Origin of the sequence: Luteimonas cucumeris (assembly GCF_007830035.1) — a bacterium.
GTDB lineage: Bacteria > Pseudomonadota > Gammaproteobacteria > Xanthomonadales > Xanthomonadaceae > Luteimonas_C > Luteimonas_C cucumeris.
Map to the genome: position 1 here is coordinate 566079 of NZ_VLKN01000002.1, position 22932 is coordinate 589010.

Genomic DNA, 22932 nt, shown 5'->3' on the forward strand with positions numbered 1-22932 from the left:
AAACGAGGGATCAGGCGGACTTGAGCGTGCCCTTGGGCAGTACGTTGCCGACCGCGCCCTTCTGCACGCGCACGCGCACGTTGTCGGCGATCTCGACGGTGATGAAGCTGTCGCCGATGTCGCTGACGGTGCCGGCGATGCCGCCGTTGGTGATGACCTCATCGCCCTTGGACAGCTTCTCCAGCATGGCGCGATGTTCCTTGGCGCGCTTCATCTGCGGACGGATCATCAGGAAGTACATGATCGCGATCAGGATGATCGGGAACAGCAGCCCGGACAGGCCACCGCCGAACAGGCCGCCGGGGGCTGGCTGGCCCGCAGCCTGGGCATACGCGGGGGAAATCAGCAGGTCGATCAGGTTCATCGGAATCATCCATCGGCGCAAAATAGCTGGGAATTATGCCATGTAGCCGCAGCATCGGGCTTTCAAGCCTCCTGGGGCCGCGGATCCTCCCGGTTTCGCAGAGGACGGCGCCCAGGTGGACAAGGGTTCGGCGCGCCGTGAACCTGTTCCTGCGCGCCGAACCCTTACCCGTTAGCCGTGCCGGGAGGGAGAGAGCTCAAGCACGGGCTGCATGGAAGGACAGCCTGAAGGTGGCAAAGGTTCCCTGCTCGATCGCGGCGCGCATGTCGGCCATCAGCTTCTGGTAGTACCAGAGGTTGTGGAGGGTGCCCAGGATCGGTGCCAGCATCTCGTTGCAGCGGTCCAGGTGGCGCAGGTAGGCGCGGCTGTAGCCATTGCTGCAGGTGTAGCAGCCGCAGCCGGCTTCAATCGGGCCCGTGTCGCGCTCGTACCTGGCATTGCGGATGCGCACCGTGCCGGTGCCGGTGAAGTAATGGCCGTTGCGTGCATTGCGGGTGGGCATCACGCAATCGAACATGTCGACGCCGCGCGCGACCGCTTCCACCAGGTCCTCCGGCCGGCCGACGCCCATTAGGTAACGCGGGCGGTCCTGCGGCAATTGCGGGGCGGTGTGGTCGAGCATGTCGTTGCGCTCGGCCTCGGTCTCGCCCACCGCGAGTCCGCCGATGGCGTAGCCGTCGAAGCCGATCTGCTGCAAACCTTGCGCCGAACGCGTGCGCAGCTCGTGGTGCACGCCGCCCTGGACGATGCCGAACAATGCGGCATCATTGCCTTCATGCGCCTTTTTCGAGCGCTCCGCCCAACGCAGCGACAGCTCCATCGACTGCTGCACCACGCCCAGGCCCACCGGCTTGCCGTCGACATGCACCGGCGGACATTCATCGAAGATCATCACGATGTCCGAGTCCAGCACGCGCTGGATGCGCATGCTCTCCTCCGGGCCCAGGAACACGGTGGAACCGTCGGTCGGTGCGGCGAAGGTGACGCCCTGCTCGGTGATCTTGCGGCGATGCGCCAGCGAGAACACCTGGAAACCGCCGGAATCGGTCAGGATCGGCCCGTCCCAGCGGGTGAAGCCGTGCAATCCGCCATGCGCCTCGATGACCTCCAGACCCGGCCGCAGGTAGAGATGAAAGGTATTGCCCAGGATGATCTGCGCACCGAGCGCGCGCACCTGTTCCGGCAGCACACCCTTGACCGAGCCGTAGGTGCCGACCGGCATGAACGCCGGCGTTTCGACAGTGCCGCGCGGGAACGCGAGGCGGCCACGGCGGGCAGGACCATCAGTGCCCAGCAGTTCGAAGGACATGCGGCTCATGGCTGATCCTCTCTACCCGTCATCCCAGCGAAAGCTGGGACCCACCTTGATCTTTTTGGGTCGAGGGAAAATAGCCAAAGCAAAATGGGTCCCAGCTTTCGCTGGGATGACGCCGTCGAGAAAGAACGATGATGACGCATCACTTCGACGTTTCCGGGAACAGCAGCATCGCATCGCCGTACGAGAAGAACCGGTAGCGCTCGCGCACCGCATGCGCATAGGCGGCGAACACGCGCTCGCGACCGGCAAACGCCGAGACCAGCATCAGCAGCGTGCTCTCCGGCAGGTGGAAATTGGTCAGCAGCGCATCCACCGAACGGATCCGGTAACCGGGGAAAATGAAGATCCGTGTCTCGCCGGCGAACGGCAGCAGCGCGCCGTCGTGCATCGCCGATTCCAGCGCGCGCACCACGGTGGTGCCCACTGCGATGATCCTGCCGCCGGCAGCGCGCGTGCGCCGCGCCTGTTCGACCAGTTCGGCGCCGACATTGAGCCATTCGCTGTGCATGCGATGTTCGCGCACATCGTCGACGCGCATCGGCTGGAAGGTGCCGGCGCCGACATGCAGCGTGACATGGCCGAACTGGACACCGCGCTCGCGCAGCGCCTGCAACAGCGCCTCGTCGAAATGCAGGCCGGCGGTCGGCGCCGCGACGGCACCCACCGCGCGCGCGAACACGGTCTGGTAGCGCTCCGCATCGTCGGCATCCGGCTCGCGCTGGATGTACGGCGGCAGCGGCAGGCGCCCGGCGCGCAGCAGCCACGACTCCAGCGGATCGTCGACATGGAAACGCAGCAGGTAGAACTCGCCGTCGCGACCCAGCACCTCGACCTCGCCGCCGGCATCCAGCGCGATGCGTCCGCCCGGTTTCGGCGACTTGCTGGCGCCGATCTGCGCGCGAGCCTCGTTGCCGGGCAGCAGGCGCTCGATCAGGATCTCGACCCGACCGCCGCTGGACTTGGTCCCCAGCAGCCGTGCTGGAATCACCCGCGTGTCGTTGAACACCAGCAGGTCGCCTGGCTGCAGCCATTGCGGCAGGTCGCGCACGTGCTGATCGGCGAGCGGTTCCGGCGCCGGCGGCACGCACAGCAGGCGGCTGGCCGAGCGTTCCGGCAACGGCGTCTGCGCGATCAGTTCGGCGGGCAGGTCGTAATGGAAATCGGTTTTCTTCAAGATGGCAGGCGCAACCTAGGGGCGCGCATTGTAAGCGGCCTCGCGTCCGCTCCCCGCGAGGCCGTCGCGCCGGTGTCAGCGTTCGAACTTGGTCGACAGCACCAGCGACGACGTGGTGCGCTCGACGCCGTCCAGCGCGCCGATCCGGTCGGTCAGCGCGTCCATGTCGCCGATCGTCGGCACCACCGCCACCGCGACCAGGTCCCAGCCGCCGCTGAGCGACTGCAGGCTGCGCACCTCGCGCATCTGCCGCAGCGCCTCGACGACGGCGGGCATCTGCTTGGGGTAGACGGTGATCATGATCAACGCGCGGATCCGCTCGCGCTCGAAGTCGTCGTTGACCCGCACCGTATAACCGGCGATGACGCCCGAGCGCTCGAGCCGCTCCAGCCGGCTCTGCACCGTGGTCCGCGACAGCTGCAACCGTCGCGCGATATGCGCGGTCGATGCGCGTGCGTTTTCGCGCAGCAGCGACAACAGGGCCTCGTCGGCGCCGGTCAGCTTCATGATTGTCCATCCGTGTCGTCGATATGACGAAAATCTACGTTAGTTTTGCGCAGATCGCACCTGTCAATTGACGAAAACCTGTCGATAATAGAAGGCCGGCCACTGCCTGACGGCTTTCGGCCCCACGAACCCGGAGGAACGCACGATGTCCGTGACCGACAAACTCGCGCCGCTGCGCGCCCACACCGGCCAGCGCCGCACCCACGGCCTCGACGACGCCACCCTCGCCCGCTTCGCCTCGCATCCGTCGCTGCTCGAGGCGATCGATGCGGCCGTCGCCGAATACGAGCGCGTGCGCAGCGAATTCCCGGAACTGCTGAACCTCGACGAGGGTGCGCAGGTGGATGCGCTGCAGGAAGGCTTCGTCAACTTCTACCCGCACGATGCCGTCAACCCCTACGTCGCGCTGGCCGCGCGCGGGCCCTGGGTGATCACGCTCAATGGCGCGGTGCTCTACGACTGCGGTGGCTACGGCATGCTCGGCTTCGGCCACACGCCGCAGAAGATCATGGATGCAATGGCCAAGCCGCAGGTAATGGCCAACATCATGACCCCGAACCTGTCGCAGCTGCGCTTCGCGCGCGCCATGCGCAACGCGATCGGCCAAGGCCGCGGCAGCTGTCCCTACAGCAGGTTCCTGTGCCTGAATTCCGGCTCCGAGTCGGTGGGACTCGCCGCCCGCATCGCGGACATCAACACCAAGCTGATGACCGATCCGGGCGCGCGTCATGCCGGCCGCACAGTCAAGCGTCTCGTGGTCAAGGGCAGCTTCCACGGCCGCACCGATCGTCCGGCGCTGTATTCCGACTCCAGCCGCAAGACCTACCTGCAGTTCCTGGCCAGCTATCGCGGCGAGGATTCGGTGATCGCGATCGAGCCCTACGACATCGACGCGCTGAAGAAGGTGTTCAGCGATGCCGAAGCCAATGGCTGGTTCATCGAGGCGATGTTCCTGGAGCCGGTGATGGGCGAAGGCGACCCGGGCCGCTCGGTGCCGCCGGCGTTTTACGCCGCTGCGCGTGCGTTGACCAAGGCGCATGGCGCGCTGTTGCTGGTTGATTCGATCCAGGCGGGCCTGCGCGCGCAGGGCGTGCTGTCGATCGTCGACTACCCGGGTTTCGAGGCGCTCGAAGCGCCGGACATGGAAACGTATTCGAAGGCGCTCAACGCCGCGCAGTATCCGCTGTCGGTACTGGCCGTGACCGAGCATGCCGCCGGGCTGTACCGCAGCGGCGTATACGGCAACACCATGACCACCAATCCGCGCGCGCTCGACGTCGGCTGCGCGGTGCTGGAAATGATCACACCGGAGCTGCGCGACAACATCCGCGACCGCGGCCGCGAAGCCGTGGAAAAGCTGGAGAAGCTCAAGGGCGAACTCGGCGGGCTGATCACCAAGGTACAAGGCACCGGCCTGCTGTTCTCCTGCGAGCTCGACCCGAGCTACAAGGGCTACGGCACCGGCTCCAGCGAGGAATGGCTGCGCGAGCATGGCCTCGGCGTGATCCACGGCGGCGCCAACTCGCTGCGCTTCACCCCGCATTTCGCGGTGCGCAGCGACGAGATCGAGCTGCTGGTGAACATGGTCAAGCGCGCACTGCTGGAAGGCCCACGTCAACAGCAAGTCGCCGCCGCGTAACCCCGGCTTTTTTCAAACTGAACGTTACGCGTCGCACTTTGCACGCACCTGCGACCAGACTTCGAAGCGAGGACAAGAAACCCGGCAGCATAGGCAGCAGCCTCAGTTCGTGCGTCCAGGACTAGCGCGTGCCAATGCAGGCTCCAGGCCCTTTCTTTACTCCGGGCATCCTGCCCTTCGCCCCTTCGGGGCCGGCTTCGCCGTTCGCGCCGCTCTGCGGCGCAGTGGTTACTTTCTTTGGGCCAGCAAAGAAAGTGACCCGGGCGCGCAGCGCACGGAAGCTTTGCTCCGATCCGTAACCGGCAAGCGAAGCGACAAGGTCGAGTCGAGCGTATTTCCCAGTGCGCTTCGCTTACCTGGGCTACGGTCGGGCCGATTCCGCGCTAGCCTAGCCGCATGAAGGTCGTCGAGATCCGCCACCCACTGGTGCAGCACAAGCTCGGCCTGATGCGCCGCGCCGACAACAGCACCAAGACGTTCCGCGAACTGTCGTCGGAAGTGGCGACGCTGCTGACCTACGAGGCCACCGCCGATCTCGAGACCGAGGATGTGCAGGTACAAGGCTGGGCCGGCACCGTCGATGTGCGCCGGCTCAAGGGTCGCAAGATCACCCTGGTGCCGATCCTGCGCGCCGGCCTGGGCATGCTTCCGGGCGTGCTCGAACTCATTCCCGCCGCCAAGGTCAGCGTGGTCGGCCTGCAGCGCGACGAAACAACGCTGGGCGCCGTCGCCTACTACGAAAAGCTGGTCGGCGACCTGCAGGACCGCACGGCATTGATCCTGGACCCGATGCTGGCCACCGGCGGCACGCTGATCGCTACCGTCGACCGGCTCAAGGCGGCCGGCGCGCTGCGGATCAAGGGACTGTTCCTGGTCGCGGCACCGCAGGGGTTGGACGCGCTCGCCGCCGCGCATCCGGATGCCGAGGTCTATACGGCCTCGATCGACCACGGCCTCAACGAGAAAGGCTACATCCTGCCGGGCCTGGGCGATGCCGGAGACAGGATCTTCGGTACGCGCAACGACTGATCACCAGCCGGGCCGCTCAACGATGGCGACCGCGCATCAGGATCACGATGACAAGGATCGCCAGCAGGAAGACGCCGGCGCCGATCAGCCAGCCCAGGGTGCGCTTGTCGAGCCAGCTCGCGGGCACCCCGGCTGCCTGCGGCGCGACTTGGTCACTAAACTGTGGCTGCAGTTTCCAGACGCCGCCCTGCAACTCGACGCGGCCTTCCAGCGCCGGCAAATCGAGTTCGCGCCAGGTCACGCGCAGGTCGCCGATCTGCGGATCGAGCGGGTTTTCCGCACTGCCCAGACCATCGCCTTCGGGCTGGAAGGTGGCGGACAAGTTGCCAGGCAAGGCTGAAAAATTCGGGCGGAACGTGCGCCATTCACCGAGGTGTGCGACGACTTCCGGATCCACAGGCTGGCCATCGAGTGTCACCCGGTTGGCCAGGATGCGGCGGCTCGCCAGTGGCAATACCGCCGGATTCATGTGACCCGGCGCGAACAAGGCCGAGGCGATCGGAACCGCGCTCCATACCTTTTCGTAGCCATGGCCGGTGTCGCGCCACTGGTACATCTCGACCCGGCGCTCCAATCCGAACCGGCGCGACACCACCCCGAATTCGGCATCGCGCGGCGGTTTGTCCACCTGCGGATGTCCGACCGGCACCGTTTGCGCCATCGCAGGATCCGCGGACAGGGCGAATCCCGACAGCGACACCCACAACAGCCAAGCGAAACGGTTCATGCCATCAACGGCCGCGCGTGCAGTTCGCCCACTTCATTGGTAGTGCCGTACCGGCCCTTGTCGTCGCGCGTGACCCTCGCCAATGCGCAGTCAGGGTCATGGGTGAAGAACAGATGCACGTCGCGCGCCAGCTTGTCGGCCAGGAACTCGCGTTTCTCGTCGATCAGCAACTCGGCGTTGCGGTCGTAGCCCATCGTGATCGGCACATGCACCCACGGCCGACCAGGAATCAGGTCCGCGCAGAACACGACGCCGCCATGCGTCTGGCCGTCGACCTGCTCCGGGCCGACGATCTCGGCCAGCATCAAGCCGGGCGTATGGCCATCGCTGTAATGGAAACGCACGCTGTCGCCGAGCGCGCGCGAATGCGTGCTGTCGACGATTTCCAGGCGACCGCTCGCCTGAAGCAGGCCGGGCAATTCGGGAATGAAGCTGGCGCGGTCGCGCGGATGCGGATCGCGTGCGCGATCCCAACACGCGGCACTGACCAGGAAAGTTGCATTGGGGAACAGCAGCTGCGGCGCACGGCCTTCCTGCCACGGCGCGAGCAGTCCACCGGCATGGTCGAAATGCAGATGGCTGAGCACCACAACATCGATGTCCTCGTGTGCGAACCCGGCCTCGCGCAGCGAATCGAGCAGCACGTGGCGATCCTCGACCACGCCATAACGCTCGCGCAGTTTCGGTTCGAAGAACGCGCCGATACCGGATTCGAACAACACCGTCCTGCCATTGAGCGGAGCGGCCAGCAGTGCGCGGCAGGCCAACGGCACGCGGTTGAGCTCGTCCGGCGGCAGCCATCTGGACCAGACCGCGCGTGGCGCATTGCCGAACATGGCGCCGCCGTCCAGCTTCTGGGAATTGCCGAGCAGGGACCAGAATTTCATGGCATGACTCATGCTGCGATCGCTTGTCCCATTATCCCATTTCAACAGAGGCCTGTTGCACGGTCGATGCATTTGTGGCCCACTCGCGACAGTCGGCAGTTCCAGGATTGGAGGCCACCATGATGAAGGCAGCGATCGCGGCAACTGGCTGCATGTTGACCTTGGTTTCGGGATGGACCCCTGCCACAGGCAGCGAATCCTCCACGCAGCCGCCCCCACGTTGCTCTCAGACCGTAGAACGGTACTTCCCGGGCGACTACTACTTCTGCGCGGGAAGCAGGGCTTTCAGCAAAGGCGACTACGAACATGCCCTCAGCATGTACGAGTCAGCCGCCGCCTGGGGCGACAAACGCGCGCAGTTCAATCTCGGATTGATTCATTTTCGGGGCGACCATATTCCTGTGAACCAGCCATTGGGGCTTGCATGGCTGGCGCTGGCCGCGGAAAGGCCAGACGCCAAACTGGAACGCGAAGTGTTGGCCACTTCCTATTCGTCCGTGTCACCGGAGGTACGCCGGCAGGCGGACGCTTTATGGAACATGATGAAGAGCAAGTACGGTGATCGTATGGCGTTGGAGCGGGCACGAACGCGTTTCGACCGAGAAACCCGGCACATCCAGCACCTGAAGACGAGCGACCCCTTTGCTTCCGTCGCCATAAGAGGCATGGGGCATGGTGCGGGTCTCAGTCGGGATACCGGTTTGGGCTATATGGGGCCTTTGGGTTCGGTAGGTGGTCTCGCCAAAGACCTGGAAGAACGCGCCGCAACGCAATTGGATCGGCCAGACGGCAAGGTCACTGTCGGCGAACTGGAAGTCGCCGAGGACCAATCCGCTGCGCGTCGTCCCTCGAAAAAGAAGGTTGGGCAAACCAATCCGTGACGTGCTACTGCGCCTTGTCTCCACGATCAGCCGAAAAATAAAACACGAAGGCGCCATTGCTGTCCTTCGTGGCCTTGACCGGAATCGGCGCCAGTGCGCCGTCGCCGATCGCGCCTTCGCCGGTCACGTCGGGCGCGCCTTCGATCAGCCGCAGGCGGCTGCCGCGCCAGCCCTTGATCGTCAGTTTGGCGCGCTGTCCGGACGGCAGGCGCAGTGTGGCCTGTACGTCCTCGGGAATGGCAACGTTGCGACCACCGGTATCGTCGAGGTCGTCCTGCTGGAAAACGAATAGCGGCTGGCCGTCCGCTTCGACCGCGAAACGCCAGTCGGTGGTGCCGATCGAGCCGTCGTGCTGGACCGCGATGCGGTCCAGCTGCAGTTGCACCTTGTCCGAAGGCAATGCCGGCAGCGGCTTGGACGCGGCATCGTTGGCGGCCACGACGATGGGCACCGGCGCCTTGTCTGTGGCCCTGTCGCCGCGCACGTTGACATAGACCGCGGTCAGCGACGCGATCAATGCCGCGGTGCCGGTGAGGATCGCCGGGACCAGGTGGGCGACCGGTTTCTTGTCGTTGTCGGCCATGGGCGGGAATCGGGAATCGGGAATCGGGAATCGGGAATCGGGAGGAGCTTGCGGCTTTTGCTCCCTTTGGAAAAGGGGGCTACGGGGGATTTGCTGTTGATCCGGTCTTCAAGACCGAGGGAACAAGCACTCCCGTTCCCTCATCACTTCTTACTCAATGAGGAAGCTCACTTCGCGATGGCTGCGGCAGCCTTGCCCTGGCGCAGTTCCACCATTGCCCGCCCCACCGGGTTGCGCGGATCGCTGCCCCCGGAAAGGGTATTGGCCTTCCGGTTCCACAACAGGGTCTGCATGTTGCCCCAGACATGGCTCGAACCACGGCCGCCCGCGGCCTCGTCGCCTGGAAGTTCCAGGTTATGGCCCATGGCCTTGAGCGCCTTCGCGACTTCGGGCGTGAACGCGCCGGTCTCCGCGTCGATCCTGTCCGGCATCCACTGGTGGTGATAACGCGGCAACGCGGCGACAGGCTGGGCATCCAGGCCGTCGTCGAAACCGAGTACGCCGAGCAGCACCATAGTGATGATGCGCGTGCCGCCGGGCGTGCCGAGCACGGCGATGCGGTCGGCCGATTCCATGAACGTCGGCGTCATCGAGCTGAGCATGCGCTTGCCCGGCTGCGGTGCATTGGCGTCGTAACCCATCACGCCGAACGCATTCGGCGTGCCGGGCTTGAGCGCGAAATCGTCCATCTCGTTGTTGAGCAGCACGCCGGTGCCCGGCGGAATCAGGCCCGAGCCGAACAGCAGGTTGACGGTCTGCGTGGCAGCGACGCGGTTGCCATCGGCGTCGATGACCGAGAAGTGCGTGGTCTCGTCGTCTTCCAGCGGCGTCGGTTCGCCGGACAGCATGTCGCTTGGCGTCGCCTTGTGCGGATGGATGGTGGCGCGCAGACCGGCGGCGTAGTCGGCGCTGGTCAGAAGCGCCATCGGCACCTTCACGAAATCCGGATCGCCGAGATAGAACGTGCGATCGCGGAACGCACGGCGCATCGATTCAACCACGAGGTGAACGCGCTGCGCCGGCTCGAGACTATCCAGGTCCCAGCCTTCCAGGATCTGCAGCATCTGCGCCAGCGCCACGCCGCCGGACGAGGGTGGCGGCGCGGTGACGATGCGCCAGTCGCGGTACTGGAAACTGATCGGCTCGCGTTCGCGGACGCGGTAGGCCGCCAGTTCCTGGGCGGTCCAGCGGCCGCCTTCGGCCTTCACGCCGGCCAGCAGCTTGTCCGCCACGACGCCGCGATAGAAGCCATCGAAGCCTTTCGCTGCGAGCAGTTCGAGCGTTTGCGCCAGGTCCGGCTGCCTGAAGTTGTCGCCTTCCTCGAGTGGCGCGCCGCCGGCCAGGAACACCGCACGGGTTCCGGGATAGCGTTCCATCACCTCGCGTCGCGCGGTATAGCCGCGCACCAGCCGGCCGTAGACCGGGAATCCATCGCGCGCCAGCTTGATCGCCGGCGCCAGCGTGGTCTGCAGCGGCAGCTTTCCGTACTTGTCGGCAAGATGCACGAACGCAGCCGGCAAGCCGGGAATGCCGGCCGCCCAAGGGCCGTTTTCGGCGCGGTCGCGATTGAACTCGCCGTTCTCGAGCAGGTATTCCTCGGGCTTGGCCGCGGCAGGCGCGATCTCGCGCGCGTCGATGAAGACGTCCTTGCCGGTCTTTGCATCGTGCAGCAGGAAGAAGCCGCCGCCGCCGAGTCCGCTGCTGATCGGCTCCACCACCGACAAGGCGGCCGACGTGGCGACCGCGGCATCGAACGCGTTGCCGCCTTCGCGCAGCATCTTCATGCCCGCTTCGGTGGCCAGCTCATGCGCACTGGCGACAGCAATGCCAGGTGGTGGCGACGACGGCTGTTCGCGACGGGCGTCGGCGAATGCCGCCACAGGAAGCAACAGGCCGGCGAGCAATACCAGGCCTGCGATGCGAATTGACTTCATGCGAATTCCCATAAGGCGAGTTTCATGAGTTCCCGATGCCATTCGTGGCGCAACTAATCTGGCTTCGGTTCGGTCGGCTTAGCCATCCATGGCGGGGCGTCCGGGGCCGCAGCCGATGCCGACAGGACATCGGCTGGATGCGGCCCCTCGCCCTGTTGCAGCCGGCGCAGCTTGGCCAGCAATTGCGGCTCGGATTCGGGATGGTCCGGGTCGGGATCGATGCATTCGACCGGGCATACCACCACGCACTGCGGCTCGTCGAAGTGGCCGACGCATTCCGTGCAGCGTGCAGGATCGATCACGTAGATCGTTTCGCCCTGCGAGATCGCCTGGTTGGGGCAAGCCGGTTCGCAGACATCGCAGTTGACGCAGAGCTCGTTGATCTTGAGGGACATTTCAACCCGTCATTCCGTACCGCAGGTGAGGCATTTGCTGTAGCGCCCGCGAGAACCAAGCAGATCCCTCACTGCGTTCGGATGACGACTCCGCCAAAGCCGTGGCCGCCATGCGGCCACGGACGGAATCGTCATTTCGCCTCGACGAACACGTACTCGACGCCCGACGGCTCCACCACCGCCTTGACGCGCTCGTTGTCGGCAGGCGTGCCCACGTAGAGCACCTTGACGCCCTTCATCGAGCCGGGCGGCACCGTCTTGAACGACTCGATGATGATGTCGGCCATCTTCGCCGAAGCCGGCGAACCGAACACCAGCATGTTGCCTTCGATGATGCCGCGGCCGACGTCGGCCTGTGTGCGCTCCAGCAGGCGCTCGTATTCGCCGGCGAAGTCCGGCGAGGATTCGGCCGGCAGGATGTAGGCGAACGGCGGATTGGTGATGCCGGCCATGTTGCGGATGGCGATGTCCTTCAGATAGGCCTGCCAGGCCTTCTTGTCATTGTCGTCGCTAGGCTTGGCGACCGGCGCGGTGACCACAGCCTCCTTGGACGCTTCTTCCTTCTTGCACGCCGCGAACGGCAGTACCAGGCAGGCGACCAGCATCAGGCGAGAAGTAAAGTTCATGTGTTTTCCCCAGTAACAGTCATGCAATGGTGCGCTGCCATTCGGCCTGCAACGCTTTGGCCACTGCCGGCGGCACGAAAGCCGAAACGTCGCCGCCCAGGCGGGAGATTTCGCGCACCAGCGAAGAAGAGATGAAGCCGTATTGCTCGGCCGGCGTCAGGAACAGCGTCTCGACGTCCGGAATCAGATGGCGGTTCATGCTCGCCAGCTGGAACTCGTACTCGAAATCCGACACCGCGCGCAGCCCGCGCAGCAGCACGCCGGCGCCGAGTTCGGCAACGAAATGGGCCAGCAGGGAGTTGAAACCGCGCACTTCGACGTTGGCGTATTGCGCCAGCGACTCGCGCGCCAGGCCCACCCGCAATTCCAGCGGCAGCGCCGGGCCCTTGGCCGGGCTCTCGGCCACGCCGACGATCAGGCGTTCGAACAGGGGTGCGGCGCGATCGATCAGGTCGATGTGACCGTTGGTGATCGGATCGAAAGTGCCGGGGTAGACCGCGATACGCGTACTCGCCATGCTCATTCGGTCACGCTCATTCGGCAAGGGTCGCCCGTGGGCCGTCGGTAACGGACCCCAGTGTATCAGCAGCGCCGTCCGCCACGCGCCGGTACAGCGCGTAGCGCGCCTCGCGGGTGCGGCCCTCGCGGTGCAGCGACCAGCCCGGGCCCGGTACGATCGCCGAATCGGCGGGCGATTCCAGGTAGAGCCAGGCCTGCGTCGCCAGCCACGGCGCGAGCAGATCGACGACACCGGCCCACAGGTTGCCGGCGAACGGCGGATCGACGAACACCACGTCGAAGCGGCCGTGCAATGGCGCGCGCAGCAACGCCAGTGCGTCGGCACGGATCACATGGGCCCGGTCGCCGGCCTGCAGTCGCCCCACGGTCGCCTGCAGCGTCGCCACCAGTTTCGGGTCGCGCTCGACCAGCAGCGCTTCGCGCGCGCCGCGCGACAGCGCCTCCAGCCCCAGCGCACCGCTGCCGGCGAACAGATCGAGTACGCGCGCGCCAGGCAGCACCGGCTGCAACCAGTTGAACAACGTTTCGCGGACCCGGTCGGCACTGGGACGCAAGCCTTCCGCGTCGGCCACGTCGAGCCGGGTACCACGCCAATGGCCGCCGATGATCCGGACCTTCCCCGCCTGCCTGCCGTTACCGGGTCTAGTCATCTGGGCTGCCGCCGGCCTTTGTTACCATGCGCGCATTCTCCGGAATTCCAGCGCAATGGTCAGCTTTTTCCGCCGCAAGAAGCCGGAACCGGCCACTGCCGGGCCTTCCGAACGCAATTCCGCCCACGAACGCCTCAGCACCGAAGAACTCGCCGCCGCCTTTCCGGCTGCGCCCGGCGCAGCCGCGACGGATGCCGCTGATATCCCGGCAAGCACGCCTGCCGCCATCAGCCCGGAAACGGCGCCGCCAGCCGCCCCTGGCAAACCCGGCTGGCGCGAACGCCTGCGCGGCAGCACCTTCGCACGCAGCTTCGGCGGACTGTTCTCGCGCAACCCCAAGCTCGACGACGATCTGATCGACGAGATTGAAACCGCCCTGCTCACCGCCGATGTCGGCGTTACCGCGACCACGCAGCTGGTGGAACTGCTGCGCAGGCGGATGAAGTCGCGCGAGTTCGCCGACGCCTCGGCCCTGCTGGCCGCCCTGCGCAACGAACTGGTCGCGATGCTGCGCCCGGTCTCGCAGCCGCTGGTCATCGATACCGGCACTCGGCCTTTCGTGCTGCTGACGGTCGGCGTCAACGGCGTAGGCAAGACCACCACCATCGGCAAGCTGGCGCACCGCTTCAAGGACGAGGGCCGCAGCCTGATGCTCGCCGCCGGCGATACTTTTCGCGCCGCCGCCGTCGCACAGCTGCAGGCCTGGGGCGAACGCAATGGCGTTCCCGTGGTCGCTCAGGGGCAAAACGCGGACGCCGCCTCGGTCGCCTACGACGCGTTGCAGGCGGCGAAATCGCGCGGCATCGAGGTGCTGATCGCCGATACCGCCGGGCGCCTGCACACGCAGACCGGCTTGATGGACGAGCTTGGCAAGATCCGTCGCGTGCTCGGCAAGCTCGATGCTTCGGCGCCACACGAAGTGTTGATGGTGATCGACGGCACCACCGGCCAGAACGCATTGTCGCAATTGCGCCTGTTCAATGCGGCGGTCGGTGTCACCGGCCTGGTGGTGACCAAGCTCGACGGCACCGCCAAGGGCGGCGTGGTGTTCGCGCTGGCGCGCGAGTTCGGCATCCCGATCCGCTATGCCGGCATCGGCGAACGTCCGGAGGACCTGCGCGTGTTCGACGCGGACGCTTTCGTCGACGCGCTGTTGCCGGAAGCGCTCGGCGCCTGACGCCGACGTGGCACGCATGGCCGCTGAGTCGCAGCCTCCCAACCACTGGAGCGGCCGCAAGCGCGCGCTGTCCGCGGCGTTGCTGGTGTCGCTGCTGCTGGCGCTGCTGGCCGCGTACTGGTTCACCCGGCCGGCGCGCGTGTCGGCATTCATCCTTGATCGCGCCGGCGCGGCGCTGGGTCTTGAGATCACCGCCGGCGGCGCCAGCGAATACCGTCTGCTCGGCACGCCGATGCTGGTGCTGCGCGACGTGGTCGCCAGGCAACCCGGTGCGGACACGCCGTTGCTGCGTGCGCAGCGCATCCACCTGGCCCTGCCGTGGTCGACGATCCGCGCACGCGGCGCCGATCTGACCGTGGAGCGCATCGAACTGGATGCGCCACAACTGGACGTGGCCGAACTGCAGCGCTGGCTGTCCTCGCGACCCGCCGGCGACACACGCATCCCGACCCTGACCGATGGCCTGCGGGTGTCGCGCGGACGCGTGGTCGGCGATGGCTGGTCGCTGGATGCGCTCGACTTCGACCTGCCTTCGCTGTATCCCGATCGCGGCGTGCGCGCCCATGTCCGCGGACGATTCGTTGCCGAATCCGTCGGGGCGCCATTCGACCTGCAGGTCGCGTTGACCAGGCCCGCCATGGAGGCGGGCTTGGGCCTGTCCGGCCAAGTCGAGATCGAATCGCGCGACTGGCAGCTTGCGGTGAAACCCATCGTGGGTGCGCGCCTGCATTCCGGTGCGGCAGGCTTCGAACTGCAGCGCATGAAACTCGGCGCGATTGCGCGTTATCGCTCGGGCGATACCAACCTGCCTTTCGTGCTCGGCATTGCCGGACCGCTGCGCTACCACGATTCGAAGCTGCAACTCGAACCCCTTGGCAGCATCGTGCGAGGACAGGGCCCGATCCCGACGCTGCGCGCGCATGGTCGCCTGTCGTTCGGGGATGCGCTGTCACTGCGACTGACGGGATCAATGGCGGACTGGCCGGAAAGCTGGCCTGTCCTGCCCGCGCCGATCGGCGCGTCGGCATCGCCATTGCCATTCGCGCTCGATTACACCGGCGAGCCCGATTTCAGCGAAGTCGTGACGCTGCAGTTGCAACGCGACGAGACGCGCTTCAGCGGCCGCTTCCGCCTGTCCGATGTCACGGCATGGCTTGATGCCAATACTTCCGCGTCGCCATTGCCGCCGCTGGACGGACATCTGGTGACACCCACCTTGGAAGTAGCCGATGCGAAACTCGAAGGCGTCGAGATCGAGATCGACGATCCCGCTGTCGCCGACCCGGCTGTGCAATGAACGCTCCGATTAGCGACGACTTCGCAACGACGCTGCTCGCCTGGTACGACCGCGCCGGCCGTCACGACCTGCCCTGGATGCATCCGCGCACGCCCTATCGCGTGTGGCTGTCGGAAATCATGCTGCAGCAGACGCAGGTGCAGACGGTGATACCGTATTTCGAGCGGTTCATCGCCACACTGCCGACGCTGCCGGCACTGGCGGCCGCACCACAGGACGACGTGCTCGCGCTGTGGTCGGGCCTGGGCTACTACGCCCGTGCGCGCAACCTGCATGCAGCGGCCAGGCTCTGCGTCGAACAGCATGGCGGCGACCTGCCGCGCGACCTGGAAGCGCTGATCGCCCTGCCAGGCATCGGTCGCAGCACTGCCGGCGCAATCCTCACCCAGGCCTGGGGCGACCGGTTCGCGATCCTGGATGGCAACGTCAAGCGCGTACTCAGTCGCTACCACGGCATCGGCGGCTGGCCCGGCACGCCGGCCGTCGAGAAGCAGCTGTGGCGACTGGCGCAAACACATCTGCCCCGGGAACGGCTGGCCGACTACACCCAGGCACAGATGGATTTCGGCGCCACGCTGTGCACGCGCCACGATCCGGCGTGCGTGCTCTGTCCGCTGCAGGCCAAGTGCGCCGCGTTGAGTGATGGACGCGTCGCCGAATTGCCGACCGCCAGGCCCAGCAAGCCCATTCCCGAGCGCCATGCCGTGGTGCTGCTGGCTGAAGACGCGCAGTCGCGCGTGCTGCTGCAGAAGCGTCCGGCGGTGGGCATCTGGGCGTCGTTGTGGTCGCTGCCGGAAGCCGGCGACCATGACGCAGCGCGCGACTGGTTCGGCAGGCACCTGCATGGCGACTACGACAACGCGGAGGCGCTGGCGCCGATCGCGCACGCCTTCACCCATTACCGCCTGCAGTTGCAGCCGCTACGCTGGCGCGGACTTGGACTGCGCAACCTGGTGCACGACAACGGCGATCTGCGCTGGGTCGCGCGCGAAGACCTGGTAAAGCTGGGCCTCCCCGCACCGATCCGCAAGTTGCTGTTGGGCGTCGCGCAGAATCCGTAGCCCGGGCAAGCCGCAGGCCCTACCCGGTATCGCATCAGGTCAACGTTCTCGAAACGCTTTCAGCGTTTCCCGAATGCGGTCTGTCACCTTGCCCGGGCTACAATCGCGGGATGCCACGAACCATTTTCTGCGAATACGAAAAACGCGAGACCGAGGGCCTCGACTTCGCGCCCTGGCCGGGCGAACTCGGCCAGCGCGTGTTCGCCAGCATCGGCAAGGCCGCATGGTCCGCCTGGCTGGCGCATCAGACGATGCTGATCAATGAGAACCGTCTGTCGCCGCGCGATCCGAAACATCGCGCGCTGCTCGAAACCGAGATGCAGAAATTCCTGTTCGGCGATGGCGCCGAGAAACCCGCCGGGTATGTCCCGCCCGAATCCCAGGGTTGAAGCCGGGCGTTCCAGCCAAGTCCTTCGTCCGCTGGAGCGTGACGGCGCTCCGTGATCCCTTCGCGCGAGGCCCTACTTCGCGCCTGACTTTGCCGCCATGTCGACCGGGCGGATTTCCTCGATGCGACAGCTGACGATGCCCTGCGTGGTGATCCGGTCCGAGCCCACGTTCACGCGCCCATTCTGCGAAGACACCTTGACCACCGGCGAGCCGTGGCTGAAACCCAGGCACGGGCCGGACAGGCGCATGAGATAGGCCTCCTTCGGCCGCATCGTCAACAGGATGTGCTTGTCGTCGACGGTTTCCCACTTGATCGGATCGTGGTACGGAACGCTCTTGACGGCAGTGCCGGCAAGCGCCTCGTATTTGGCCAGGCGCTCGGCGCCGCGCGTGGCCTGCTTCGCGTCGCTGGCCGGCGCTGCAAGAACGAGGGCCAGCACGATCGGCAGCGTTGCAATGTTTTTCATGACAGTTCCTCGACGGATTGATCAATGACCGTCGCGGTCATGATGCATGCACGGTCGATCCCCACAACCGATCATCGCTTCCTCATTCAGCCGCGATCCGGCTTGCCGCAGTTTCGTGTGCGTTCCAATCGCGTCGCATGAAACCGTTCACGGAATTTTCATCGCTGCGCCGACGATGTCCTCGTTACTTTTCGGCTTCCTTTCCGGCCTTTTCCGCTTCCCTCATCGCCACCAGGTCGATGGCGCGGATCTCCTCGATCTTGCAGGTCATGTGCCCGCCCACCGTGACCCGATCGAATCCCGCACTCACCCGCCCCGCCGCGGAGCTGATCGCCAGCACCGGCGAACCGCGATGGTCCCGCACGCAGGGACCTGCGATCTGCATCAGGTATGCCACCTTCGGGCGCATCGTCACCAGGATGTTCTGGTCGTCGATGACTTCCCAGTTCATCGGCGTGTAGTAGGGAATGTTCTTGAGCGGCTCGCCGGCGAAGGGCTCATAACGCGCGAGGCGCGCAGCATCGCGCGGACGTTCGTATGCGAACCCCGACGTGACCGACAGGGCCAGTGCCGATGCGACCAGCAGCAAGGAAACGTGCTTCATGGACGACCTCCTTCGTGATGGATGGGAACCTGCCGGCGGCATAATGCACGGTCTCCCGGCAAGCGCGGATCAAGGGCCACGGCACCATTCAGGCACGATCCCGCTTGCCACCCGAAGCCCGCATCCGTATCATCTCGCGCTCGCTCGGCATACGCCGGACCGCCGCGGAAGCTTCCGCCAACTCCGGCGAACTGGCCTGGATCGCGAGCATTGGCCGGGTAGCTCAGTTGGTAGAGCAGGGGATTGAAAATCCCCGTGTCGGGGGTTCGATTCCCTCCCCGGCCACCATTGCGTGGCAAAGTAGACCGAGACCGGACAAGGCTGCGAGCGATCGCAGCCTTTTTCATGCCCGCGCTAACCGGCGCCGGCGTCCTCACGCAAACTGAACATTCCTGCCGCGACCCTGCGCAGCCTGATCGGAGCCGCCCATGCGTCATGTCCTTGCCTTGCTGCTGGCCCTCGCCACGCTGCCTGCCCTGGCCGCGCAACCGGTCCGTTCGGTGCCGGAGCTCGACATCTCGCGCTACGCCGGGCAATGGCACGAGATCGGGCACCTGCCGGTGTTTTTCCAGCGCAAGTGCGTCGGCGACATCACCGCGTCCTACACCTTGCGCGACGACGGCATGATCGGCGTGCTCAATGCCTGCCGCACCGGAGACGGAAGCCAGGAGGCATCCGCAGGCATCGCGCGCAGTGTCGAAGGCCATCCGGGACGGCTGCAGGTGCGCTTTGCGCCGGACTGGCTGTCGTGGGTGCCGATGGTGTGGGCCGACTATTGGGTAATCGACCTGGATCCGGGTTACCAGTGGGCGGTGGTGGCGTCGCCGAATCGCAAATACCTGTGGGTGCTGTCGCGCACGCCGTCGATGGAGCGCGGCTTGTTCGAACGGATCAAGGCGCGCGCCGAGGCGATGGGCTTCGACCTGGAACCGCTGGTCATCGCAGCGCCGCTGACCTGAGCCGCCACGCGATGGCGCCGTAGTATGCTCGTCGCATCCACGAGCGGAGCGATGCGATGGGCCGTTTGAGAAACCCTATCCTTGTCCTGTTGTGCATGGCGCTTGCAGCCTGCAGCAGCGGGCCGGTGCGACGCGTGTCCGAACCTGCGGCCAGCATCCAGCAATTGACCGTGCGTGCCGACGGCAACTGGTCGGTCGAACTGCGCATCAACAATTTCAGCAGCATTCCAATGCGCTTCGACGCCATCGCCCTGCACATGAATCTGGGCAGCGCCCAGGCCGGCACGCTGCAAGGCAGCGCCGGCATCTCCGTCGGCCCGGAATCGGCGGACGTGGTCACGTTGACGCATGCGCCCACATCCGCGGCGCGGATCGCGATGGCCGATGCGCTCAGCGCCAATCGCAGCATTGCCTACGAACTCAAGGGCACGCTCGACGCGACGCCCGAACAGGGCAGCCCTCGCACGTACCCGATCGAGCGCAACAGCAGCCTGAGCCCGGTGCCCGGGTTGCCTGGCGTGATGCGCTGAAAGGCCGGGATTGGGGATTCGTGATTGGTGATTCGTAGAACAACAAACGATTCGCATCTTGCACCCCTTGCTTTCCTGCACGGCCCTCCCCAGTCCCTAAACCCTACCCCCAGATTCCCACCCATGAGCACCTATAAAGCCCCCCTCGCCGACATCCGTTTCGCGCTGTACGACGTGCTTGGTGCGGAAGCACTGTTCGCGCGACTGGGTTTCGCCGACGCCAGCCGAGACATCGTCGATGCCGTGCTCGACGAAGGCGCACGCTTCAACGAAACCGTACTGGCACCGCTCAACCGCATCGGCGACGAGGTCGGCTGCGTGTACGACAAGACCAGTGGCGATGTCACCACGCCGCCGGGTTTCAAACAGGCCTATGCGCAATACGTCGACGGAGGCTGGGCCGGCCTGACCTCGCCGATCGAATTCGGCGGACAAGGCATGCCGCATGCGGCCGGCGTGCCGCTGAAGGAGATGATCGACGCCGCCAACCTGGCCTGGGGCAACTTTCCGCTGCTCTCGCATGGTGCTACCGAAGCGCTGCTGCATCACGGCGAAGCCTGGCAGCAGGAAGTATTCCTGAAGGCGCTGGTCGACGGCCGCTGGACCGGCACCATGTGCCTGACCGAACCGCATTGCGGCACCGACCTCGGCCTGCTCAAGACACGCGCCACGCCGAACGCGGACGGCAGTCATGCGGTCAACGGCACCAAGATCTTCATCACCGCCGGCGAGCACGACTTCACCGACAACATCGTGCACCTGGTGCTGGCGCGACTGCCGGATGCGCCCGCCGGCAGCAAAGGCATTTCGCTGTTCATCGTGCCCAAGTTCAAGGTCGGCAAGGACGGCGTGGTCGGCGAGCGCAACGGCGTGCGCTGTGGCGCGATCGAACACAAGATGGGCATCCACGGCTCCGCCACCTGCGTGATCAACTTCGACGACGCGCAGGGTTGGCTGATCGGAGAACCGAACAAGGGCCTGGCGGCGATGTTTACGATGATGAACACCGCGCGCCTGGCCGTCGGCCTGCAGGGACTCGGGCTGGCCGATCGCGCGTACCAGAATGCTCTGCGCTATGCACGCGAACGCCTGCAGGGTCGCTCGCTGAGCGGCCCCAAGCAGCCGGACAAGCCGGCCGATCCAATCATCGTGCATCCCGACGTGCGGCGCATGCTGCTGACGCAGAAGGCGCTGACCGAAGGCGGCCGACTGCTCGGCTACCACGCGGCAACCCTCGTCGATGTGGTCGGACATGGCGCCGACGAACAGGAGCGCCAGCAGGCCGATGCGCTGCTCGGCTTCGTCACACCCATCGTCAAGGCCTGTCTGACCGAATGGGGCGTGGAGTGCACCTATCACGCGCTGCAGTGTTTCGGCGGCCACGGATACATCGCTGAGCACGGCATGGAACAGCTCGCACGCGATGCGCGCATCACCACGCTGTACGAAGGCACCACCGGCATCCAGGCGCTGGACCTGATGGGCCGCAAGGTGATGCAGTTGCAGGGCGCGGGCCTGCGCGTGTTCCTGGGCATGATCGAGGCGTTCTGCAAGGAACAGGAAGGCAACGAAGCGCTGCACGAATTCGTCGCGCCGCTGCGCGCCAAAGCCGGGGAGTGGCAGCAGCTGACCATATCCATCGGTCAGCGCGCGGTTGCCAACGCCGACGAAGTCGGCGCCGCGGCCTACGACTACCTGTTCTATTCCGGCTACGTCGCGCTGGCCTACTGGTGGGCGCGCAGCGTCGCCGCAGCCGAAACCTCGTCGCAAAGCGATGCGTTCAAGGCAGCGAAGCGCGAGACTGCACGCTTCTACTTCGCGCGCATCCTGCCGCGGACACAGGCGCATGCCGCGGCGATCGGCAGTGGCGCAGCTTCACTGATGTCGATGGACGTGACGCACTTCGGCGGTTGAGTTCTCCCAGCATCCGGATTCATAGAGGTTCCCTGCCCGCTTCCGTGTCGCCACGACGCCATTGCGCGGGCGTCATCCCCATGTGGCGCGCGAAACCACGCTGGAATGCGGAAGGTGAGTCGTAACCCACCGCTTCTGCCACCGTGGCGATGCTTTCGCGGCCTTCACGCAGGCGTCGCGCCGCCAGCAACATGCGCCAGCGGGCGAGATACTGCATCGGCGGTTCGCCCAGCACTTCCTTGAAGCGCGCGGCCAGGCGCGAGCGCGATGTCGCCGCTGCATGCGCAAGTGCGTCCACCGTCCAGCACCGCTGCGGTGTCTCGTGCAGCAAGGCCAACGCGCGGCCGACCAGCGGATCGCGCAGGCCAGCCAGCCAGCCGGATCCGGCCTCGGGCAACGATTCCATGTGTCGCCGCAGCGTCTCGACGAACATCAGTTCGGCCATCCGCAGACGCAGTCCCGCGGCACCAGGACGCGGCGAAAGCGCTTCCTGTTCGGCGTACGCCAATAGCGGATCGAGCGCTGGCGCGTCGGTTTGCCGCAGCTGCACCTTGAACAGACGCGGCAAAGCAGCAAACAACGGCGCGAAGGCATCACGCTCGCAACTGAGATAGCCGCACAGGGCACGTGTGCTGACGTCGCCCCTACCCCAGCGCAGGCTGCGCATCTCCGATAGCGGCGTGCCGCCGAACATTTCCGCGGCCGGTACCGGCGTGGCCTGCAGCGTGTCGCCGATGAGATAGGCATCGCCATGCGGCACCACCAGCACTTCGCCGGCCTGCACGCATAGCGCCTGTTCCGGCGGGAGCCGCGCCCAGAAATGCCCATCGAGCACGACATGGAAGGAGATCAGATGCAAACCCGGAGACGACAGTTGCGCGGCGATCGCGGTTTCCGGCCGCGCGGAAATGCACCAGGGCGTGCTGAATTCGCCGCGGAACAGAACCGCGCCGTTCAACCGCACGGCCTTGAGCACTTCGGAAAGCACGTCCATCGCCAGCCTGCCGCCACTGCCGATCGCGGCGCCCTGAGCATAGATACGGGAGTCTGGGGCATTGCCGGCCGCGGCGTCGCGGCGGAAAGTCGCAGCCAGGTCAAACAAGGGTTCCCGACATGTCGCGCCTGCTTATCCTGCTTTACGGGGGTGTTCTGCTACGGCGTATTCCTCGCCGTCTTTCTGTACGCGATACTGTTCGTGATGGGTGTGGGGGTGCCCAAGCACATCAACAGTGGCACGACCGGCGACTTCGCGACGGCACTGGCGATCAACCTGGCGCTGTTGGGCCTGTTCGCCGTGCAA

25 protein-coding genes and 1 tRNA gene are annotated in these 22932 nt (G+C 65.8%); 11 read left to right on the forward strand and 15 right to left on the reverse strand.

Annotated features, from left to right (window positions below; genetic code table 11):
* Nucleotides 1–10: 10 nt before the first annotated feature.
* The 4 genes from yajC to IP90_RS05740 all read right to left on the reverse strand — a co-directional run bounded on the left by yajC (nucleotide 11) and on the right by IP90_RS05740 (nucleotide 3363).
* The gene (gene yajC, locus IP90_RS05725) at nucleotides 11–364 is read right to left on the reverse strand and encodes a preprotein translocase subunit YajC (protein ID WP_144898649.1); all 354 of its coding nucleotides are present in this window, start codon (nucleotides 362–364) and stop codon (nucleotides 11–13) included.
* 196 nt (nucleotides 365–560) lie between these two features.
* Entirely contained in the window at nucleotides 561–1682 is a 1122-nt protein-coding gene (gene tgt / locus IP90_RS05730; protein WP_144898650.1) for a tRNA guanosine(34) transglycosylase Tgt, read from the reverse strand.
* A gap of 139 nt (nucleotides 1683–1821) precedes the next feature.
* Nucleotides 1822–2856, reverse strand: a complete 1035-nt coding sequence (gene queA, locus IP90_RS05735) for a tRNA preQ1(34) S-adenosylmethionine ribosyltransferase-isomerase QueA (RefSeq protein WP_144898651.1) — start codon at nucleotides 2854–2856, stop codon at nucleotides 1822–1824.
* Nucleotides 2857–2931: 75 nt separating this feature from the next.
* Entirely contained in the window at nucleotides 2932–3363 is a 432-nt protein-coding gene (locus tag IP90_RS05740; protein ID WP_144898652.1) for an Lrp/AsnC family transcriptional regulator, read from the reverse strand.
* 145 nt (nucleotides 3364–3508) lie between these two features.
* Between IP90_RS05740 and IP90_RS05745 the strand changes: the two genes are divergently transcribed.
* Both IP90_RS05745 and upp read left to right on the forward strand, forming a co-directional pair.
* On the forward strand, nucleotides 3509–5002 hold the full coding sequence (locus IP90_RS05745) for an aminotransferase class III-fold pyridoxal phosphate-dependent enzyme (RefSeq protein ID WP_144898653.1): 1494 nt from the start codon (nucleotides 3509–3511) through the stop codon (nucleotides 5000–5002).
* 396 nt (nucleotides 5003–5398) lie between these two features.
* The gene (gene upp, locus IP90_RS05750; protein WP_144898654.1) at nucleotides 5399–6031 is read left to right on the forward strand and encodes a uracil phosphoribosyltransferase; all 633 of its coding nucleotides are present in this window, start codon (nucleotides 5399–5401) and stop codon (nucleotides 6029–6031) included.
* Between the two features lie 16 nt (nucleotides 6032–6047).
* Here upp and IP90_RS05755 read toward each other — a convergent pair whose 3' ends face one another.
* Both IP90_RS05755 and IP90_RS05760 read right to left on the reverse strand, forming a co-directional pair.
* Nucleotides 6048–6758, reverse strand: coding sequence for a TMEM43 family protein (locus IP90_RS05755; RefSeq protein ID WP_144898655.1), 711 nt, complete (start codon nucleotides 6756–6758; stop codon nucleotides 6048–6050).
* The gene (locus tag IP90_RS05760) at nucleotides 6755–7645 is read right to left on the reverse strand and encodes an MBL fold metallo-hydrolase (RefSeq protein ID WP_144898656.1); all 891 of its coding nucleotides are present in this window, start codon (nucleotides 7643–7645) and stop codon (nucleotides 6755–6757) included. Before IP90_RS05760 ends, IP90_RS05755 begins: the two co-directional genes overlap by 4 nt.
* A gap of 119 nt (nucleotides 7646–7764) precedes the next feature.
* Between IP90_RS05760 and IP90_RS05765 the strand changes: the two genes are divergently transcribed.
* Nucleotides 7765–8526: a sel1 repeat family protein gene (locus tag IP90_RS05765; RefSeq protein WP_158635286.1), complete on the forward strand. Its 762-nt coding sequence runs from the start codon at nucleotides 7765–7767 to the stop codon at nucleotides 8524–8526.
* Between the two features lie 4 nt (nucleotides 8527–8530).
* Here the strand turns inward: IP90_RS05765 and IP90_RS05770 are convergent, their stop codons facing one another.
* The 6 genes from IP90_RS05770 to rsmD form a co-directional block, all read right to left on the reverse strand.
* Nucleotides 8531–9109 (reverse strand): hypothetical protein, encoded by a 579-nt coding sequence (locus IP90_RS05770; RefSeq protein ID WP_144898658.1) that lies wholly within the window; start codon nucleotides 9107–9109, stop codon nucleotides 8531–8533.
* Nucleotides 9110–9276: 167 nt separating this feature from the next.
* A complete protein-coding gene (ggt, locus tag IP90_RS05775; RefSeq protein WP_242007489.1) occupies nucleotides 9277–11043 on the reverse strand; it encodes a gamma-glutamyltransferase in 1767 nt (588 codons plus the stop codon).
* 53 nt (nucleotides 11044–11096) lie between these two features.
* Nucleotides 11097–11438: a YfhL family 4Fe-4S dicluster ferredoxin gene (locus IP90_RS05780; RefSeq protein ID WP_242007490.1), complete on the reverse strand. Its 342-nt coding sequence runs from the start codon at nucleotides 11436–11438 to the stop codon at nucleotides 11097–11099.
* A gap of 131 nt (nucleotides 11439–11569) precedes the next feature.
* Nucleotides 11570–12064: a hypothetical protein gene (locus tag IP90_RS05785; protein ID WP_144898660.1), complete on the reverse strand. Its 495-nt coding sequence runs from the start codon at nucleotides 12062–12064 to the stop codon at nucleotides 11570–11572.
* A 19-nt stretch (nucleotides 12065–12083) separates the two neighbouring features.
* Nucleotides 12084–12587 carry a pantetheine-phosphate adenylyltransferase gene (gene coaD / locus IP90_RS05790; protein WP_144898661.1) on the reverse strand — a complete coding sequence of 168 codons (504 nt, stop codon included), beginning with the start codon at nucleotides 12585–12587 and terminating at the stop codon, nucleotides 12084–12086.
* A gap of 10 nt (nucleotides 12588–12597) precedes the next feature.
* A complete protein-coding gene (rsmD, locus tag IP90_RS05795) occupies nucleotides 12598–13233 on the reverse strand; it encodes a 16S rRNA (guanine(966)-N(2))-methyltransferase RsmD (protein WP_144898662.1) in 636 nt (211 codons plus the stop codon).
* A gap of 55 nt (nucleotides 13234–13288) precedes the next feature.
* On the opposite strand from rsmD, the gene ftsY reads away from it, so the two are divergent.
* The 4 genes from ftsY (at nucleotide 13289) to IP90_RS05815 (ending at nucleotide 17157) form a co-directional block, all read left to right on the forward strand.
* Nucleotides 13289–14410 (forward strand): signal recognition particle-docking protein FtsY, encoded by a 1122-nt coding sequence (gene ftsY / locus IP90_RS05800; protein WP_144898663.1) that lies wholly within the window; start codon nucleotides 13289–13291, stop codon nucleotides 14408–14410.
* Nucleotides 14411–14426: 16 nt separating this feature from the next.
* Nucleotides 14427–15707 (forward strand): AsmA family protein, encoded by a 1281-nt coding sequence (locus IP90_RS05805; RefSeq protein WP_144898664.1) that lies wholly within the window; start codon nucleotides 14427–14429, stop codon nucleotides 15705–15707.
* A complete protein-coding gene (gene mutY, locus IP90_RS05810; RefSeq protein ID WP_144898665.1) occupies nucleotides 15704–16768 on the forward strand; it encodes an A/G-specific adenine glycosylase in 1065 nt (354 codons plus the stop codon). Before IP90_RS05805 ends, mutY begins: the two co-directional genes overlap by 4 nt.
* Nucleotides 16769–16878: 110 nt before the next feature.
* Nucleotides 16879–17157: an oxidative damage protection protein gene (locus IP90_RS05815; RefSeq protein ID WP_144898666.1), complete on the forward strand. Its 279-nt coding sequence runs from the start codon at nucleotides 16879–16881 to the stop codon at nucleotides 17155–17157.
* 72 nt (nucleotides 17158–17229) lie between these two features.
* On the opposite strand, the gene IP90_RS05820 is transcribed toward IP90_RS05815, so the two are convergent.
* Together IP90_RS05820 and IP90_RS05825 are read right to left on the reverse strand one after the other, a co-directional pair.
* Nucleotides 17230–17625 (reverse strand): DUF6491 family protein, encoded by a 396-nt coding sequence (locus IP90_RS05820; protein WP_144898667.1) that lies wholly within the window; start codon nucleotides 17623–17625, stop codon nucleotides 17230–17232.
* A 184-nt stretch (nucleotides 17626–17809) separates the two neighbouring features.
* Nucleotides 17810–18229: a DUF6491 family protein gene (locus tag IP90_RS05825; protein ID WP_144898668.1), complete on the reverse strand. Its 420-nt coding sequence runs from the start codon at nucleotides 18227–18229 to the stop codon at nucleotides 17810–17812.
* A 212-nt stretch (nucleotides 18230–18441) separates the two neighbouring features.
* Here IP90_RS05825 and IP90_RS05830 point away from each other — a divergent pair.
* From IP90_RS05830 to IP90_RS05845, 4 genes are all read left to right on the forward strand, one after another.
* A tRNA-Phe gene (locus IP90_RS05830) sits at nucleotides 18442–18517 on the forward strand.
* A 140-nt stretch (nucleotides 18518–18657) separates the two neighbouring features.
* Nucleotides 18658–19188, forward strand: a complete 531-nt coding sequence (locus tag IP90_RS05835) for a lipocalin family protein (protein ID WP_144898669.1) — start codon at nucleotides 18658–18660, stop codon at nucleotides 19186–19188.
* Nucleotides 19189–19244: 56 nt separating this feature from the next.
* On the forward strand, nucleotides 19245–19718 hold the full coding sequence (locus tag IP90_RS05840) for an LEA type 2 family protein (RefSeq protein WP_144898670.1): 474 nt from the start codon (nucleotides 19245–19247) through the stop codon (nucleotides 19716–19718).
* Nucleotides 19719–19841: 123 nt separating this feature from the next.
* Nucleotides 19842–21632 carry an acyl-CoA dehydrogenase C-terminal domain-containing protein gene (locus IP90_RS05845; RefSeq protein ID WP_144898671.1) on the forward strand — a complete coding sequence of 597 codons (1791 nt, stop codon included), beginning with the start codon at nucleotides 19842–19844 and terminating at the stop codon, nucleotides 21630–21632.
* Between the two features lie 19 nt (nucleotides 21633–21651).
* On the opposite strand, the gene IP90_RS05850 is transcribed toward IP90_RS05845, so the two are convergent.
* Nucleotides 21652–22734 (reverse strand): AraC family transcriptional regulator, encoded by a 1083-nt coding sequence (locus tag IP90_RS05850; protein WP_144898672.1) that lies wholly within the window; start codon nucleotides 22732–22734, stop codon nucleotides 21652–21654.
* Between the last annotated feature and the right edge of the window lie 198 nt (nucleotides 22735–22932).

Bases quoted from the DNA above. Each gene is read 5' to 3' on its own strand.
- IP90_RS05760 (WP_144898656.1), bottom strand. From the start codon at position 7,645: ATGAAATTCTGGTCCCTGCTCGGCAATTCCCAGAAGCTGGACGGCGGC.
- tgt (WP_144898650.1), bottom strand. From the start codon at position 1,682: ATGAGCCGCATGTCCTTCGAACTGCTGGGCACTGATGGTCCTGCCCGC.
- IP90_RS05755 (WP_144898655.1), bottom strand. From the start codon at position 6,758: ATGAACCGTTTCGCTTGGCTGTTGTGGGTGTCGCTGTCGGGATTCGCC.
- IP90_RS05780 (WP_242007490.1), bottom strand. From the start codon at position 11,438: ATGTCCCTCAAGATCAACGAGCTCTGCGTCAACTGCGATGTCTGCGAA.
- IP90_RS05825 (WP_144898668.1), bottom strand. From the start codon at position 18,229: ATGAAGCACGTTTCCTTGCTGCTGGTCGCATCGGCACTGGCCCTGTCG.
- IP90_RS05835 (WP_144898669.1), top strand. From the start codon at position 18,658: ATGCGTCATGTCCTTGCCTTGCTGCTGGCCCTCGCCACGCTGCCTGCC.
- coaD (WP_144898661.1), bottom strand. From the start codon at position 12,587: ATGAGCATGGCGAGTACGCGTATCGCGGTCTACCCCGGCACTTTCGAT.
- ggt (WP_242007489.1), bottom strand. From the start codon at position 11,043: ATGAAGTCAATTCGCATCGCAGGCCTGGTATTGCTCGCCGGCCTGTTG.
- IP90_RS05765 (WP_158635286.1), top strand. From the start codon at position 7,765: ATGATGAAGGCAGCGATCGCGGCAACTGGCTGCATGTTGACCTTGGTT.
- rsmD (WP_144898662.1), bottom strand. From the start codon at position 13,233: ATGACTAGACCCGGTAACGGCAGGCAGGCGGGGAAGGTCCGGATCATC.
- mutY (WP_144898665.1), top strand. From the start codon at position 15,704: ATGAACGCTCCGATTAGCGACGACTTCGCAACGACGCTGCTCGCCTGG.
- IP90_RS05745 (WP_144898653.1), top strand. From the start codon at position 3,509: ATGTCCGTGACCGACAAACTCGCGCCGCTGCGCGCCCACACCGGCCAG.
- IP90_RS05770 (WP_144898658.1), bottom strand. From the start codon at position 9,109: ATGGCCGACAACGACAAGAAACCGGTCGCCCACCTGGTCCCGGCGATC.
- IP90_RS05740 (WP_144898652.1), bottom strand. From the start codon at position 3,363: ATGAAGCTGACCGGCGCCGACGAGGCCCTGTTGTCGCTGCTGCGCGAA.
- IP90_RS05805 (WP_144898664.1), top strand. From the start codon at position 14,427: ATGGCCGCTGAGTCGCAGCCTCCCAACCACTGGAGCGGCCGCAAGCGC.
- IP90_RS05785 (WP_144898660.1), bottom strand. From the start codon at position 12,064: ATGAACTTTACTTCTCGCCTGATGCTGGTCGCCTGCCTGGTACTGCCG.
- yajC (WP_144898649.1), bottom strand. From the start codon at position 364: ATGAACCTGATCGACCTGCTGATTTCCCCCGCGTATGCCCAGGCTGCG.
- IP90_RS05815 (WP_144898666.1), top strand. From the start codon at position 16,879: ATGCCACGAACCATTTTCTGCGAATACGAAAAACGCGAGACCGAGGGC.
- IP90_RS05840 (WP_144898670.1), top strand. From the start codon at position 19,245: ATGGGCCGTTTGAGAAACCCTATCCTTGTCCTGTTGTGCATGGCGCTT.
- upp (WP_144898654.1), top strand. From the start codon at position 5,399: ATGAAGGTCGTCGAGATCCGCCACCCACTGGTGCAGCACAAGCTCGGC.
- ftsY (WP_144898663.1), top strand. From the start codon at position 13,289: ATGGTCAGCTTTTTCCGCCGCAAGAAGCCGGAACCGGCCACTGCCGGG.
- IP90_RS05845 (WP_144898671.1), top strand. From the start codon at position 19,842: ATGAGCACCTATAAAGCCCCCCTCGCCGACATCCGTTTCGCGCTGTAC.
- IP90_RS05820 (WP_144898667.1), bottom strand. From the start codon at position 17,625: ATGAAAAACATTGCAACGCTGCCGATCGTGCTGGCCCTCGTTCTTGCA.